Origin of the sequence: Curtobacterium sp. NPDC089185 (genome assembly GCF_040685235.1) — a bacterium.
In the GTDB taxonomy this organism is placed as follows: Bacteria; Actinomycetota; Actinomycetes; order Actinomycetales; family Microbacteriaceae; genus Curtobacterium; species Curtobacterium citri.
On sequence record NZ_JBFBHK010000020.1, the window covers coordinates 1 to 13,942 of the forward strand.

Sequence of the window (13,942 nt, forward strand, 5' to 3'; positions counted from 1 at the left end):
CTTTTGCCCCCCCCGGCGTCCGCGGCGCGCGCCCGGCCCCCCTCGCCGGCGCCCTGGCCGCCCCCCCCCGCCCCCCCCCCCCCGCCCCCCCCCCCCCCCCCGGGGGGGGGGGGGGGCCCCCGCGCCCCCCCCGCCTCCCGTCCGTCACGTGGTCACCGGGTGCGGCGGCCGGACGTGGTGACCACCGCGTCGACCAGCAGGAACCCGAGCAGCGTCACGCCCACGGCGGGCAGCAGCATCGCGATCCCGACGGCGACGACGATCACGGCGGTGGTGCCCCACCACGGCGCGCGCGCCAGCGCACCCGACGTGGGAGCGCGACCCACGCGCGCCCCCGGGGATCGACGCTGCCACCACATCGCGTAGCCGAAGACGACCATCGCCGCGATCCCCAGCGCGGCGAGCAGCAGCACGACCTGGTTCGCCAGGCCGAACAAGGCCCCCATGTGCGTGTTGATGCCGAGCTTGGCGGCCTTGGCCATGAGCGGGTAGTCGGCCCACGTGACCTGCGACACCACGGTCATCGTGCCCGGGTCGACGGCGACGGCGTCCATCGCGACGGGCCAGCTCAGCTTGATCTCCTCGATGGTCCACGCCGTGTCGGCCGTCGCCGGCGGGCGGATGCGGACCTCCGCTGCGTGCACACCGGAGTCGCGCGCGACCGCGAGCACCTCGTCGAACTGCTCGGGGGTCGTCGTCGGTGCACCCATCGCCATCGAGCCGCCGCCGTGGTGCCCCGCGTGTTCGCCACCCGAGGTCGACGACGAGCCGTCCAGCGCGGTGTCGACGGTGGGCGCCTGCCAGCCGAGCGACGAGCGGAGCGCGGTCACGGTGTCGCCCGCGAAGTGCGACCAGGTGATGCCCGTCGCCGACAGGAACACCGCGCCGAGGAGCACCCACGCACCGGTGGCCGCGTGCCACGAGAAGGTCCTCCGGTACCCGGTCGCCCGGTTGTCCGGCAGGACGAGGTTCCGCTTCCGCCGAGCACGACGGAAGCGGGACGCCCAGAGCGCGATGCCCGCGAGCGAGACGATGCCGAGCCACGACGCAGCCGTCTCGCTGTAGAGCCGACCGACGTCCCCGAGGAACAGGCTCCGGTGGAGGGTGCTGATCCAGGTCCGGAACGGCAGCGACCCCGAGGTGCCGTACACCGGCAGGTCGCCGCGGACCGCGGCGTCGCCCGGGTCGACGAACACCGCACGGGTCTGCGACTCGAGCAGCCCGTCCTCGTGGAACATGACGCGGGTGGTCGCACCCGGCTCGGGAGCGGGACGGACCTCGACGACGGCGTCACCCGGGTGCCGGTCGTCCACCCAGCGCTGCGCCGCCTCGACCTGGTCGGCCAGCGGGCGTGCTGCCGCCGTGGACGGTGCCGTGAGCTCGTGCTGGTACGCGACCCGCTCGATCGACGGTGCCACGGCGTACACGGCGCCGGACAGCGCAGCGACCAGGACGAAGGGCCCGACGAACACCCCGGCGAGGAAGTGCAGGCGGAGGAGGAGCTGGGCGAACCAGCCCCGTGACGGCGGAGCGGTGCTGGGCATCGGGGCGCGGGTCCTGTCGGGGTCGAGCGCGACACCGTGCCGCACGGTCGACCACTCTACAAGACGTAGAGGGCATCGGTACTCGTCCCTGAGCGGCGCGTCCGTCCACTACCCGCATCCCGGTGCGGTGTGCGGACGACGCCTTTGACCCTGTCGGGGAGCAGGACACAGACTGGCGCCGATGACCAACCTCACCTCACTCGTGTACATGTCCGTCGCCGTCGACGACCTGACCGACGACCAGCTGGTCGCCATGCTCCGCGAAGCCCGCCTGCGCAACGACGCGCTCGGGGTCTCCGGGCTCCTCCTCGCCAAGGGCGGCCGCTTCATGCAGGTGCTCGAGGGCCCGGCCTGGAGCGTCGAGGACCGCTACGCCGCCATCGAGCGCGACCCGCGGCACCGCGACGTGAAGTCGCTGTCCCGCGAGACGATCGACGCCCGACGCTTCGACGGCTGGTCGATGGCGTTCGGCAACCCCTCCGACGCCGACGTCCGCGACGAGCCCGGCTTCAACACGTTCCTCTCCGAGCGCTCCGGGCTGCCGGCCGAGCTCGCCGGGTCGCCCGCTGACTGGCTGCTCCGCTGGTTCCGCGGGCGTGACCTGCAGGACGTGCCGGAGGAGCAGATGAGCCTGGCGCGGCACGCCGCGTAGACGCCGACACGTTCGGTCGGGAGGGTCGGTGCCGTCGGGTACCGACCCTTCTGTCCGCCACACTGGTCCCGTGGAACGACGTGAGCAGATCCTGGTGGCCGCGGCCGAGGAGTTCGACCGGGTCGGCTACGCGGCCACGGCGGTCGCCGCCGTGGCCCGCCGTGCCGGCGTGGCCTCGGGAAGCCTGCACTTCCACTTCCCGACCAAGCTCGCCCTCGCGCTCGGCGTGATCGACGAGCAGAACGCCCGCACGTTCGCCGTCGTGAGCCACACCGACGCCTCGCCGCTGGCCGCCCTCATCGGTGCGTCGAAGGGCATCGCGGACCTGCTGCGCACCGATCCGATCGTGCGCGCGGGCATCCGGCTCTCCCTGGAGCGCGGCGAGTTCGCCGGCGCCACGTCGTCGTTCTACGAGCAGTGGATCGGCGGGATCGTCGACGTGTTCCGGCTCGCCCTCGGGTCGGGGGAGCTCCGCACCGACCTCACCGCGGAGGAGCTCGGCGGATCGGTCGTGCCGTACTTCACGGGCGTGCAGCTCGTCGCCGAGGTCCGGAGCAGCCGCGTCGACCTCGACCCCGCGGTCGCCGTCATGTGGCGCGTCGTCGTGCACGCGACCGCGGCGCCCGCGCACCGGGAGCGGCTGCTGCGGGTGGTGGCCGAGACCTTCGGCACGGCACACTGAGGCGCAGCACACTGGGCCGCAGCGCAGCGCAGCGCGGCGCGGCGCAGACGGCGCGCCGGGGTCAGCGGTCGAGGAGCTCCCGGTCGCGGAACCACTTGAGCAGCCACGCGGCGCTCGTGCCGTCGAACTCCGGTGCGAAGTCCATCGTGCCGGACAGGAACGGGCTGAAGCCCTCCTCGGTCGCCACGTCGGTGTCGTCGAGCGAGCGGTAGGCCATCGACCAGCCGTCGAACCGGCGACGCTCGATGTCCTCGCGGATCAGGGACTTGACCTCGTTGTGCCGGTCGTCCCGCGCGATGGCGGCGAACCGGTCGTCGACGCTCCAGGCCGGGCCCTCGAGGAGCTGCATGAACCGCCCGCCCTTCGCCACGAGCAGTCCGGAGACGCCGAGTGCCTCGTTGCGCAGGCGTGACTCGCGGAGCAGCTCGGCGAGCGCGGCGTCGTCGAAGGGGACGACGGATCGGCTCATGTAGACGATGGAGACGAGCACCGGACCATCCTGGTGCATCGGTCGGTGGACCCCGACCACTGTCCGATCTGCGCTCTCCGCGCGCCGGCCCCGACGCCCGTAGGATCGTCCACATGGCGACCGTCCTCCTCCTCCGGCACGGGCGCACCACGGCGAACGCGACCGGTGTGCTCGCCGGCCGGACCGCCGGGGTCGCCCTCGACAGCGTCGGCCGCGACCAGGCCGACCGTGCCGCCGACCGCATCGCGCCGATCCCGCTCGCCGCGCTCGTCACGAGCCCCCTCGAGCGGTGCCGGCAGACCGCCCGCGCCGTGCTCGCCCGACAGCAGGGCGACCCCGAGGTGCGCGTCGAGCGCGCCATCACCGAGGCGGACTACGGGCAGTGGCAGGGCCGCAAGCTCGCCGACCTGGCCAAGGAGCCGCTCTGGCGGACCGTGCAGGCCAACCCGAGCGCCGTCGTCTTCCCCGGCGGCGAGTCCATGCGGACCATGCAGTCCCGCGCGGTCGCGGCGATCCGCCGCATCGACGCGGAGGTCGAGGCAGCCCACGGACCGTCGGCGGTCTGGGTGGCGGTGAGCCACGGCGACATCGTGAAGTCCGTCCTCGCCGACGCACTCGGCATGCACCTCGACCTCTTCCAGCGCATCGCCGTCGGCCCGGCGTCGGTGTCCGTCGTGCGCTACGGCGAGCACCGGCCCGAGGTGGTCGCGACGAACACCGACTCCGGCGACCTGTCCTGGCTCGCTGCGGCTCCGGCGCCGTCCGGCGACGCCGCCGTCGGCGGGGGAGCGGGGCACGACGAGCCGGGGACCGCCCGACCCTGAACGGGCGTCGGCGGCCCCTCCTACAATCGGGTCATGCCCACCATCGTGCACGGCTTCGACTGGCCGGAACGTCTCGTCGTCGGGACGGTCGGCCGCCCGGGCGAGCGCGCCTTCTACCTGCAGGCACGTGACGGCCGCCGCGTCACCAGCGTCGCCCTCGAGAAGGAGCAGTCCGCGGTGCTCGCGGACAAGGTCGCCGAGCTCCTCGACGAGGTCGCGACGGTCGACGACAACCGCTTCAGCGTCCCCACCTCGGCGCCCACCGAGCTCCGCGACGCCCTGCCCCTCGACCAGCCGGTGGAACCGGAGTTCCGCGCCGGTGCCCTGAGCCTCGGGTTCGACCCGGCCACCGCGCAGGTGGTCATCGAGGCCTACCCCATCGAGGAGGAACTCGAGATCGTCACCGAGACCGACGAGGACGGCGACGAGGTCGAGTCCGTCGTCGAGATCCCCGAGCCGGCCGAGGTGTTCCAGGTCAAGATCCCCGTCGGCAGCGCGCGGGCCTTCGTCGAGCGCACGCGTGAGGTCGTCGCCGCCGGTCGTCGCCCCGACGACGCATGAGCGACGGCTCGCTGACGATCCGGGCGCGGATCCGCGAGGCCTCGAACGCCACCTTCCTGGCGGACCTCGACGGCGAGTCCGTCGTCTACAAGCCGGTCGAGGGCGAGCGGCCGCTGTGGGACTTCCCGGACGGCACGCTCGCCGGTCGTGAGGTCGCGGCGCACCTGGTCTCCGAGGCGTTCGGGTGGGGCGTGGTCCCGCCGACGTGGATGGGCGACGGGCCGTTCGGTCCGGGCATGGTCCAGCGCTGGCAGGACGTCGACCCCGACCAGGACGCCGTCGACCTCGTGCCGACGGACGACGCGGACGCCGAGGGCACGCCCTGGCTCCCCGTGCTCGAGGCGATCGACGAGCACGACCGCCCGGTCACGCTCGTGCACGAGGACACGACGGCGCTCCGGCGCATGGCGGTGTTCGACGTCGTGGTGAACAACGCGGACCGCAAGGGCGGGCACGTGCTCGCGATGCCGGACGGTCACCGGTACGGCGTCGACCACGGGCTGACCTTCCACGTCGAGCACAAGCTCCGCACGGTGCTCTGGGGGTGGATCGGCGAACCGCTCGACCCGGACGAGCTCGAGGGGCTCGACCGCGTCGCCGAGGCGCTCCGCGGGGACCTCGGCGACGCGCTCGCAGAGCACCTCACCCCGGCGGAGATCGACAACACGCGGGCGCGCTGCGCGGCCCTGCGGGCGGTTGGGATGTTCCCGCCGCCACCCGCCAACGGCCCGGCCGTCCCCTGGCCGCTCTTCTGACCGCAGACGGGAGGCGCGGTGCCAGCTGGCACCTGGGCCCACGCCGGCCGGTTCCCGGCAGACGCGCCAGCGGCTGCCGGGCCGTGCCCGGTGGGGAGCCTCCCGTCCGTCTAGTGGGTCGCGCTCAGCCCGCCCAGTCGTCACCGAACAGTGACGCACCGCCACGCCGCGCACCGAGGTACGAACCGACGACGGCGACCCCGAGGTCGTCGTTCTCGGGCGCGACCACCGAGCCGTCGACCCGTCGGGCCATCGCGTCGATGAACCGCGCCAGCCCCGGGTCGTCCCCGAGCCGGAAGAACGTCGTCTGGGCACCGAGGCGACCGGCGTTCTCGAGCTCGCGCACCGTCACCGCGATCGTCACCGGGTCGGGCGGGTAGCCGAACCACACCTGGCCGTTCGGCTCGAGGTGCGACGTCGGCTCGCCGTCGGTGACGATGAGCAGCACGGGCTGCGCTGTCGGGTGCTTCCGGAAGTGCCGGTTCGCCAGGAGCAGGGCGTGGTGGAGGTTCGTGCCCTTGTCCCACATCGCATCGAGTCCGACGAGTCGTTCAACGTCCATCACCTCGGCCTCGCGACCGAACGAGATGAGCTGCAGGTCGTCGCCGCGGAACCGCGTGCTGACGAGGGTGTGCAGCGCGAGGGCGGTGCGCTTCATCGGGACCCAGCGGTCCTCCATCGCCATCGAGAACGAGGTGTCGACGAGGAGCGCCACGCACGCCTGCGTCCGCGCCTCGGTCTCCTGCACCTCGACGTCGTCGATCGTCAGTCGGACGCCGGGCCCGGTCCGGCCGTCGGCGGCGGTGCGCACGAGGGCGTTCGTGATCGAACGGGGGAGGTCCCAGGGCTCGGTGTCGCCGAACGCCCACGGACGGGTCGCGCCGGACGGCTCGCCCGACGCTCCGGCGCGGCGGAGGTCACGGGCACCCTGTCGACCGGACATCCGCTCGGCGACGTCCTTGAGCAGGCTCTTCCCGAGCTGCCGCATGGCCTTCGGCGTGAGCCGCAGCTGCCCGTCGGCGCCGCGCTTGACCGCGCCCGAGTTCCGCAGGGCCTGCTCGAGGCGCTGCAGGGTCCGGGCGTCGACGGTTGCCTCGTCCCCGAGCTGGCGCTGCAGGGCGTCGAGGTCGAGGTCGGCCAGGTCGGACCCGGGTCCGGACTGCGCGAGCTGCTCGGCGAGGGCGTCGAGGTCGGCGATGTCCTGGAACACACCGGTGCCGTCGCCGAGCCCGAGGCCCTGCTCGCCGTCCATCCGCTCCGAGCCGCCCCAGTCCTCGCCGGGCCGGAGGGCACGGAGGTTGTCGTCGAGCTGGCCGAGCTGCCCCATCAGGTCCGGGGAGCCGAAGGCCTGCTGCGCGAGGGCGTCGAGCTCGTCCCGCTGCTCCTGCGACATCGAGTTCCGCATCCGCTGCGCGGCGGCCGCCCGAGCGGCGAGGTCGTCGAGCAGTTCCTCGACGTTCTGCGGGTCGGACGGGAAGTGCTGCCCGTGCTGCGCCATGAACGCGTCGAACTGCTCCTGCGTGTCCGTGCCGCGGCGGTGGTCCTCGAGCAGCTGGTTGAGGTCCCGCATCATGTCCGCGACGGCGGCGCGGTCGTCGTCCGTGGCGTTCTCGAGCGCCTGCTTCATGCCGGCGAAGCGCTGGTCGAGGACCTCGCGGCCGAGCAGGTCCTTGATCTCCTCGTACTTCTGTCGGGCGGTCGGACTCGTCCAGTCGTAGCCGCCCAGTTCCTGCACGGCGCCCGCGGGCGACGGCGGCAGGCTGTCGAGCTGCAACTGGGCCAGCGCGCGGTCACCGTCGTCCATGTCGACGTTCCGGGCGAGTTCCCCGCGCTCGGCGCGCAGGGCCTCGTCGAGCAGCTGCTGCACCTGCTGCAGGGTGCCGTCGAGGTTGTTCCGGCTCGTGAGTTCGCGTCGGCGTTCGGCCACACGGCGCATCAGGTCGTCGAGGCCCCGCTGCGTCTCCCCGCCACGGCGCAGGAACTCGCGGAGGGCTCGCTCGGGCGAGGTCCCGCCCATGACGTCCTCGCCGATGGCGTCGAGCGCCTCGGACAGGTCGACCGGGGGAGCGAGCGGGTCCGGCCCGCCCTCGTACCTGCCGTAGCGGGCGTCGCGGCTCAGGCGGCGGTTCTGCCGACTAGCCATAGACGGCCTCGCCGCCCCCCGACTCCTTGCTGATCCGGCGGGCCAGGAAGAGTCCCTCGAGCGCGAGCTCGATCGCGCCGGCCCGTTCGCCGTCGTCGTCCGCGCCGAGGCGCTCGCACACCTGGTCGTAGACGTCGGACTCGCCGATCGACGGCAGGCCCTCGAGGAAGGCCCGCGCGCTGACCTGCTCGCCGGTGGTCACCATCGTGCCGCCGTCGAGCGCCTCGACGAGGACGCCGAAGTCGATGCCGCGGAACCGCGAGCGGACGGTCTCGGCGGTGGCGGTGCGGAGCAGGTGTTCGAGGACCTCGTCGGCACGGTCCTCTTCACCGTTCTCGAACTCGATCTTGCCGCCGAGCACGTCGACCGCGGTCTCGAGGTCGATCGGCCGTGCGACCGCGTGCTCCTCGCCCTGTCGCGCCGCGCGGTGGACGGCGGCGGCCGAGATGGTCTCGGCCCCCGCGATGGCGAAGCGTGCGCTGACGCCACTGCGCTGGTCGACGGCGCTGGACTGCCGGAGCGCACGGGTGAAGCGGGCGAGGATCTCGACCAGGGCGTCGGGGACGTCGGCGGTGAGGTGCGCCTCCTGCCGGATGACGGCGATCTCGTCGGCGAGCTCGATCGGGTAGTGGGTGCGGATCTCGGCGCCGAAGCGGTCCTTGAGCGGCGTGATGATCCGCCCGCGGTTCGTGTAGTCCTCCGGGTTCGCGCTCGCGACCACGAGCACGTCGAGCGGCAGGCGCAGCACGTAGCCGCGGATCTGCACGTCGCGTTCCTCCATCACGTTGAGCATCGCGACCTGGATGCGCTCGGCGAGGTCCGGGAGCTCGTTGATCGCGACGATCCCGCGGTGGCCGCGCGGGATGAGTCCGAAGTGGATGGTCTCCGGGTCGCCGAGGCTGCGCCCCTCGGCCACCTTCATGGGGTCGACGTCGCCGATCAGGTCGGCGACGCTCGTGTCGGGCGTCGCGAGCTTCTCGACGTACCGCTCGTCGCGGTGCCGCCACTCGACCGGCAGCGCGTCGCCGAGCTCCTCGGCACGGCGGATGCTCGCGGTGGTGATCGGCTCGAGCGGGTGCTCGCCGAGCTCGGAGCCGGCGATGACCGGGGTCCACTCGTCGAGCAGGCCCTGCAGGGTGCGGAGCAGGCGCGTCTTGCCCTGTCCGCGTTCACCGAGCAGCACGACGTCGTGCCCGGCGATGAGGGCACGTTCGAGCTGCGGGATGACGGTGGTCTCGAAGCCGTGCAGGCCGGGCCAGGGGTCGCGGCCCTCGCGGAGGGCCTGGAGGAGGTTGTCGCGGATCTCGGCGCGGACCGACTTCTGGACGTACCCAGCAGCGCGGAGCTCGCCGACCGTTCTGATGGTTGGTCGGGTCACGCGGTGCAGGCTACGCCCGCGCACCGACAGACGGACGGGAGGGGCGGGGCAGGCCCCGCCACGCGCCTCCCGTCCGCCGCGACCTGGGTCAGCCGAACAGGCGACGGCTCGCGATCGCGGCACCCTCGGTGAGCGCGCGCAGCTTCGCCCACGCGACGTCCGACGCCACGAACTCGTAGCTCGCGAAGGTCGCCAGGCCGCAGTCGGTACCGGCGACGATGCGGGTCGGGTCGCCCACGGCCTCGGCGGCCTCGACGATGCGGTTCGCGACGAGCTGCGGGTGCTCGAGGTAGTTCGTCGTCACGTCGATCACCCCGGGCACGAGCACGGCGTCCTCGGGGAGCGGCAGGTCGCGGAAGGCGGGGAACTCGTGCGCGTGCCGCGGGTTGCCGAACGGGATGCTGAAGGACCCGACCTCCGCGCGGTACAGGTGCGGCAGCAGCACGTCGACCGGCACGTCGTCCTGGTGCGGGCCCTGCCAGTTGCCGTAGCAGACGTGCAGGCGCGTCCGTTCCTTCGGGATGTTCCGCAACGCGTGGTTGAGCGCGTCGACGTGCAGGTCCACGGCGGCCAGGAACTCGTCGAGGGGTGCGTCGCCGAAGTGGATCACGCGCTCCATCGCGAGGTCGGGGGCGTCGAGCTGCAGGACGTGGCCGCGGGCGACGATCTCCTCGTACTCGACGCGGAGCTGCTCGGCGAGCGCGAAGACGTACTCGCGGTGGTCGCGGTAGTGCGGGTTCTGCTCGTCGAGCAGCAGGGTCGTCGCGACGATGCCCGGGGTCGCGGCGGAGAGGAAGGTGCCCGCCGGGGTCCGGCCCGCGGCGGCGTTCCGGGCGAGCTCGCGCTCGAAGCCGTCGAGGTCCTCGCGGATGCCGGCGCGCTCCTGGTCGTACTCGAGCAGTCCCTGCGCGACCGGGGTGTCCCAGACGCGTGCGAACTCGGCGCCCTCGTCGATCTGACGCGCCTGGAACGCGGCGTACTCGGGGAACTTCACGGAGTCGAGCGTCGGCTTCCGGTGGCCCGTCCCGCCGAAGCCGGACAGGCGCTCACGGATGTAGGTCGAGAAGCCGACGCGGGGCACCTCGCCGTCGTTCACCACGTCGATGCCGGCGTCGAGCTGTGCATCGACGGTCCGGGCGAGCACGGCGGCGGTCTCCTCGCGGAGTGCATCGGCGTCGTACGGCTTCCCCTGGTCGCGGGCGACCAGGAGCGCGGTGAGCTCGGGCGTCCGGGGGAGCGACCCGGTGTGGGTGGTCAGGATGCGGTCGGTCGAGTTCTGGAGCGGCACCCCGCCACGGTACCGACGGGAGGCGCGTGGTCGCGCAGTCGTGACGTCTCGCGTCCGCCGTTACAGCAGGTTCCTGAACCTGTGAGACCGTAAAGCTGCGCCGCCACTGGGAACCTGCCTGGAATCCCCGGAGTACGGTCCGCTCTCGTGAGCAGCACGACGAACGGGGCGATCAAGAGCCTGGTGCCCGCCAGGATGGACCGGATGCCGTGGACGAGGTTCCACTGGAGCGTGGTCGTGGGGTTGGGGGTGTCCTGGATCCTCGACGGCCTCGAGATCCAGATCGTCTCGAACGCCGGCTTCCAGGCGGACCTCGGGCTCTCGACCCAGCAGGTGACGTACCTCGGCACGATCTACCTGTTCGGTCAGGTCATCGGGGCGCTCGTGTTCGGGCGGCTGTCCGACCGCCTCGGTCGACGCAAGCTGTTCATCCTCACGCTCGCGATCTACCTGATCGGCTCGGGCATCGCCGGCTTCGCGCAGGACTTCTGGTTCCTGGCGGCCTTCCGCTTCGTCGCCGGGCTCGGCATCGGCGGTGAGTACGCGGCGATCAACTCCGCGATCGACGAGCTGATCCCCTCGAAGTACCGCGGTCACGTCGACATCGCCATCAACGGCACCTATTGGGGCGGTGCCGCGCTCGGCGCCTTCGCGAACATCTACCTGCTCGACACCTCGATCTTCGCGGAGAACATCGGGTGGCGGATCGGGTTCTTCCTCGGCCCGGTGCTCGGCATCGCGATCATCTTCCTCCGACGCCACATCCCGGAGAGTCCCCGGTGGCTCATGACGCACGGCCGCGAGGACGAGGCCGAGCGGACCGTCTCCCAGATCGAGGAGTCGGTCGAGAAGTCCACCGGGCACCGGCTGCCCGACGTCGACGACTCGAAGGCCATGACCGTCACGCCGCTCGACAAGGTCGGCTTCCTGACCATCGCGCGCGTGCTGCTCAAGCAGTACCCGACCCGGACGCTGGTCGGCGCCACGATGATGATCACGCAGGCGTTCCTCTACAACGCGATCTTCTTCACGTACGCGCTCGTCCTCACCAACTTCTTCGGGTTGAAGACCTCGGAGACGTCGATCTACTTCTTCCCCTTCGCGATCGGCAACCTGCTCGGGCCGATCATCCTCGGGCGGTTCTTCGACACGTGGGGTCGCCGGCAGATGATCTTCCTGACCTACCTCGTGTCGGGGCTGGTGCTGGCGACGTCGGCGTTCCTGTTCCGGGCCGACGCGATCAGCGCCACCGTCCAGGTCGTGTTCTGGTGCGTCTCGTTCTTCTTCGCCTCAGCGGGGGCGTCGAGTGCCTACCTCACCGTCAGCGAGATCTTCCCGCTCGAGCTCCGGTCGCAGGCCATCTCGTACTTCTTCGCGCTCGCGCAGATCTTCGGTGCCGTCGCCCCGACCATCTACGGCGCGTTCATCGGGGACGGTTCGTCGCGGGAGCCGCTGTTCTGGGGGTACCTGCTCGGATCCGGGGTGATGATCGTCGGCGGCGTCATCGCGCTGATCTTCGGCGTGGACGCGGCGCGCAAGGGGCTCGAGGACATCACGCAACCGCTGTCCGTGCTCACCGAGGCCAGTAAGAAGTAACACTTCGTACACGAAATGTTCTGGGCCGACACCCTCCGCTTGGGAGGGTGTCGGCATGGCACTCCTCCACACTCCGACACCGACCGGAGCGGTCCACCGGTCGCCCGTCCACGGACCGCTCGGTGGCACCGATGCGTGAGCCTGGCTGGATGGATCGCGCATCGTCCCCGGTCACGGGCCGGGTCCCCGACCCGCAGGGCATCCGCCGCAGCCTGCTGCGCGATGCCGTCTTCCTCAAGCTGCTCGAGAACGTCCTGCGCGGTGTCTACCGCCGGGGGCAGCGGCTGCGCCTCGACGACATCGCCGAGGACATGCAGGTGTCGCGGACGCCGGTGCGCGAAGCGCTCGTGCCGCTCGAGGCCCTCCGGCTCGTGAGCGTGCAGCGGTACGTCGGTGTCGTGGTGGCGCCGTGGTCGGTCGGGCAGATGGTGGAACGGCTGCGGGTGGCGCGGGCCATGATCGCGGACCCCGCCGTCGGTGGGCCGGGTGTCGAGGAGCCCTTCGACGCACAGCGGCTGCGGTCGTGCCTGACCGAGGCCGGCGCACTCGTCGAGCTCGGTGCCTGGTACCTGCGGCGCCGAGGGGCGGTGGTGAGTTCGGACTGGCTCGTCGCGCAGCGTCCGGTGCTCGACGCGTTCTTCACGGACGACGTCGCGGTGGCCAACGGCATCGATGCGGTCGTGGGGCGCCGGGCGCGGGTGCAGCAGGTCGAGCGTGCCGCGGCCGCTGCCGAGCTCGGGCAGCTCGACTCGTGCGCCGCGGAACTCGTGGGGCTCGCCGACGACCTCATCGCGCTGCCCGACCGGTTCCGTTCGGCTGCCTGAGGGCTGAGAGCACTGAAGACCCAGAGCGGGGGCGCGGACCGGGTCCGCGCCCCCTGGTCGTCCCCGCACGAGCGCATCGCGATCGGGCGCGCCGGGCTCGGCAGGAGGGGGACGACGTCTGGTGCTGTGTCGCGACTGCGGGGGGAGGACCCCCGGAATGTGATCGCCGCGTCCCGTCGATGCTAGGCGTCGGGGTACGGCTCGACAACCCCCGGGTGTCCCCACTTCAGGGGACCGAGCTGCGCGAGGGGGCTTGAGTCGTAACTCGGCGTCGGGCTGAGGTCGAGCGGAGGCCGGTCCTCCTGTATGGTGGGACCTGCGTTCGCGAGAGCGCATGGAGACGTCGCATAGTTCGGCCGAGTGCACCACCCTGCTAAGGTGGAGTCCCCTTTGAGGGGACCGAGGGTTCAAATCCCTCCGTCTCCGCACACGAGAAGCCCCTTCGATCCGCAGACATACGCGGAACGGAGGGGCTTCTGCCATCTCACGAAGCGGCAGAGCCCCACAAATCGAACACTTCCGCTGCACGAGCCGCATCGTCGAGGCCGTCCGCCAGTGCCGTCAGGTCGGCGTCGAACAGGGCCGCGTACACATCGAGCGTCATCGCCACCGAAGCGTGGCCGAGCATCCGCTGCACCGCCTTCACGTTCGCTCCCGAGCTGATCGCCAGCGACCGTATGCCGGAGATCGTGCGGCCTCATCGGGTCCAGCCCGCACTCCGCGAGCGCCGTCACGAACCAGGACTTGCTGCCCTTCGACGCGCGCGTGCGGCGCATGTACGAGCCGTCCGCTCCCGGGAACACGAGATCCTCGCGCGCTTTCCCCTCACACGCTCGAGCGAGCGCGGGCACGAGCAGCTTCGGGAACACCAGCGTCCGACGCTTGTGCGTCTTCGGGGTGCCGACCTCCATCGTCCCGTTGACCTCGACCGCGTTCTCGACGACCGACAGCCGCCGACGCAGCATGTCCAGGTCGCGCACCCGCAAGCCGATCGCCTCGCCCCAGCGCAGCCCCGTGTAGCCGAGGACGGCGACGAGGACGCCGCGCTCGCCGGATGCGCGCACCAGCGCCGCCAGCTGCTGCTGCGACAGGTACACGTGCGGCTTCGATACTTTCCGCGGGAGGTTCACCCCTCGAGCGTGATTCACGCTGACCCGGCGGTCCTTCACCGCGACGTCAAGGATCCCGGCCAACACCCCGTACGCCCGCAGCACGGTCGTCGCGCC

13 protein-coding genes and 1 tRNA gene are annotated in these 13,942 nt (G+C 71.9%); 8 read left to right on the forward strand and 6 right to left on the reverse strand.

What is annotated here, in order from left to right; all coding sequences use genetic code 11:
* Positions 1-152: 152 nt before the first annotated feature.
* On the reverse strand, positions 153-1,544 hold the full coding sequence (locus AB0N84_RS14715) for a PepSY domain-containing protein (RefSeq protein ID WP_363547628.1): 1,392 nt from the start codon (positions 1,542-1,544) through the stop codon (positions 153-155).
* 181 nt (positions 1,545-1,725) lie between these two features.
* Here AB0N84_RS14715 and AB0N84_RS14720 point away from each other — a divergent pair, with 181 nt between their 5' ends.
* Together AB0N84_RS14720 and AB0N84_RS14725 are read left to right on the forward strand one after the other, a co-directional pair.
* The gene (locus AB0N84_RS14720) at positions 1,726-2,196 is read left to right on the forward strand and encodes a BLUF domain-containing protein (RefSeq protein ID WP_069713612.1); all 471 of its coding nucleotides are present in this window, start codon (positions 1,726-1,728) and stop codon (positions 2,194-2,196) included.
* 70 nt (positions 2,197-2,266) lie between these two features.
* Positions 2,267-2,878 carry a ScbR family autoregulator-binding transcription factor gene (locus AB0N84_RS14725; RefSeq protein WP_363547632.1) on the forward strand — a complete coding sequence of 204 codons (612 nt, stop codon included), beginning with the start codon at positions 2,267-2,269 and terminating at the stop codon, positions 2,876-2,878.
* Between the two features lie 61 nt (positions 2,879-2,939).
* Here the strand turns inward: AB0N84_RS14725 and AB0N84_RS14730 are convergent, their stop codons facing one another.
* Positions 2,940-3,368: a BLUF domain-containing protein gene (locus AB0N84_RS14730; RefSeq protein WP_363547635.1), complete on the reverse strand. Its 429-nt coding sequence runs from the start codon at positions 3,366-3,368 to the stop codon at positions 2,940-2,942.
* 92 nt (positions 3,369-3,460) lie between these two features.
* Between AB0N84_RS14730 and AB0N84_RS14735 the strand changes: the two genes are divergently transcribed.
* The 3 genes from AB0N84_RS14735 to AB0N84_RS14745 are packed head-to-tail and all read left to right on the forward strand — an operon-like array spanning position 3,461 to position 5,487.
* Positions 3,461-4,171, forward strand: coding sequence for an MSMEG_4193 family putative phosphomutase (locus tag AB0N84_RS14735; protein WP_363547638.1), 711 nt, complete (start codon positions 3,461-3,463; stop codon positions 4,169-4,171).
* Positions 4,172-4,204: 33 nt separating this feature from the next.
* Complete coding sequence (locus AB0N84_RS14740) at positions 4,205-4,732, forward strand: DUF3090 domain-containing protein (RefSeq protein WP_069713617.1); 528 nt, start codon at positions 4,205-4,207, stop codon at positions 4,730-4,732.
* Positions 4,729-5,487 (forward strand): SCO1664 family protein, encoded by a 759-nt coding sequence (locus AB0N84_RS14745; protein ID WP_363547642.1) that lies wholly within the window; start codon positions 4,729-4,731, stop codon positions 5,485-5,487. Before AB0N84_RS14740 ends, AB0N84_RS14745 begins: the two co-directional genes overlap by 4 nt.
* Before the next feature lie 124 nt (positions 5,488-5,611).
* On the opposite strand, the gene AB0N84_RS14750 is transcribed toward AB0N84_RS14745, so the two are convergent.
* The 3 genes from AB0N84_RS14750 to AB0N84_RS14760 form a co-directional block, all read right to left on the reverse strand.
* On the reverse strand, positions 5,612-7,630 hold the full coding sequence (locus tag AB0N84_RS14750) for a VWA domain-containing protein (protein WP_363547645.1): 2,019 nt from the start codon (positions 7,628-7,630) through the stop codon (positions 5,612-5,614).
* A complete protein-coding gene (locus tag AB0N84_RS14755) occupies positions 7,623-9,008 on the reverse strand; it encodes an AAA family ATPase (RefSeq protein ID WP_069713620.1) in 1,386 nt (461 codons plus the stop codon). The genes AB0N84_RS14750 and AB0N84_RS14755 overlap by 8 nt, the downstream gene beginning before the upstream one ends.
* Before the next feature lie 88 nt (positions 9,009-9,096).
* Positions 9,097-10,296 carry a cobalamin-independent methionine synthase II family protein gene (locus AB0N84_RS14760; RefSeq protein ID WP_363547648.1) on the reverse strand — a complete coding sequence of 400 codons (1,200 nt, stop codon included), beginning with the start codon at positions 10,294-10,296 and terminating at the stop codon, positions 9,097-9,099.
* A 147-nt stretch (positions 10,297-10,443) separates the two neighbouring features.
* Here AB0N84_RS14760 and AB0N84_RS14765 point away from each other — a divergent pair, with 147 nt between their 5' ends.
* From AB0N84_RS14765 to AB0N84_RS14775, 3 genes are all read left to right on the forward strand, one after another.
* Positions 10,444-11,892, forward strand: coding sequence for an MFS transporter (locus AB0N84_RS14765; RefSeq protein WP_317614865.1), 1,449 nt, complete (start codon positions 10,444-10,446; stop codon positions 11,890-11,892).
* Positions 11,893-12,041: 149 nt separating this feature from the next.
* Positions 12,042-12,716, forward strand: a complete 675-nt coding sequence (locus AB0N84_RS14770) for a GntR family transcriptional regulator (protein ID WP_182046969.1) — start codon at positions 12,042-12,044, stop codon at positions 12,714-12,716.
* 336 nt (positions 12,717-13,052) lie between these two features.
* Positions 13,053-13,142 (forward strand) — tRNA-Ser (locus AB0N84_RS14775).
* Here the strand turns inward: AB0N84_RS14775 and AB0N84_RS14780 are convergent.
* Positions 13,124-13,846 (reverse strand): tyrosine-type recombinase/integrase, encoded by a 723-nt coding sequence (locus tag AB0N84_RS14780; RefSeq protein ID WP_363547653.1) that lies wholly within the window; start codon positions 13,844-13,846, stop codon positions 13,124-13,126. The two genes, AB0N84_RS14775 and AB0N84_RS14780, sit on opposite strands and share 19 nt — an antisense overlap.
* Positions 13,847-13,942: the final 96 nt, after the last annotated feature.

Bases quoted from the DNA above. Each gene is read 5' to 3' on its own strand.
- AB0N84_RS14715 (WP_363547628.1), bottom strand. From the start codon at position 1,544: ATGCCCAGCACCGCTCCGCCGTCACGGGGCTGGTTCGCCCAGCTCCTC.
- AB0N84_RS14750 (WP_363547645.1), bottom strand. From the start codon at position 7,630: ATGGCTAGTCGGCAGAACCGCCGCCTGAGCCGCGACGCCCGCTACGGC.
- AB0N84_RS14735 (WP_363547638.1), top strand. From the start codon at position 3,461: ATGGCGACCGTCCTCCTCCTCCGGCACGGGCGCACCACGGCGAACGCG.
- AB0N84_RS14770 (WP_182046969.1), top strand. From the start codon at position 12,042: ATGGATCGCGCATCGTCCCCGGTCACGGGCCGGGTCCCCGACCCGCAG.
- AB0N84_RS14745 (WP_363547642.1), top strand. From the start codon at position 4,729: ATGAGCGACGGCTCGCTGACGATCCGGGCGCGGATCCGCGAGGCCTCG.
- AB0N84_RS14740 (WP_069713617.1), top strand. From the start codon at position 4,205: ATGCCCACCATCGTGCACGGCTTCGACTGGCCGGAACGTCTCGTCGTC.
- AB0N84_RS14720 (WP_069713612.1), top strand. From the start codon at position 1,726: ATGACCAACCTCACCTCACTCGTGTACATGTCCGTCGCCGTCGACGAC.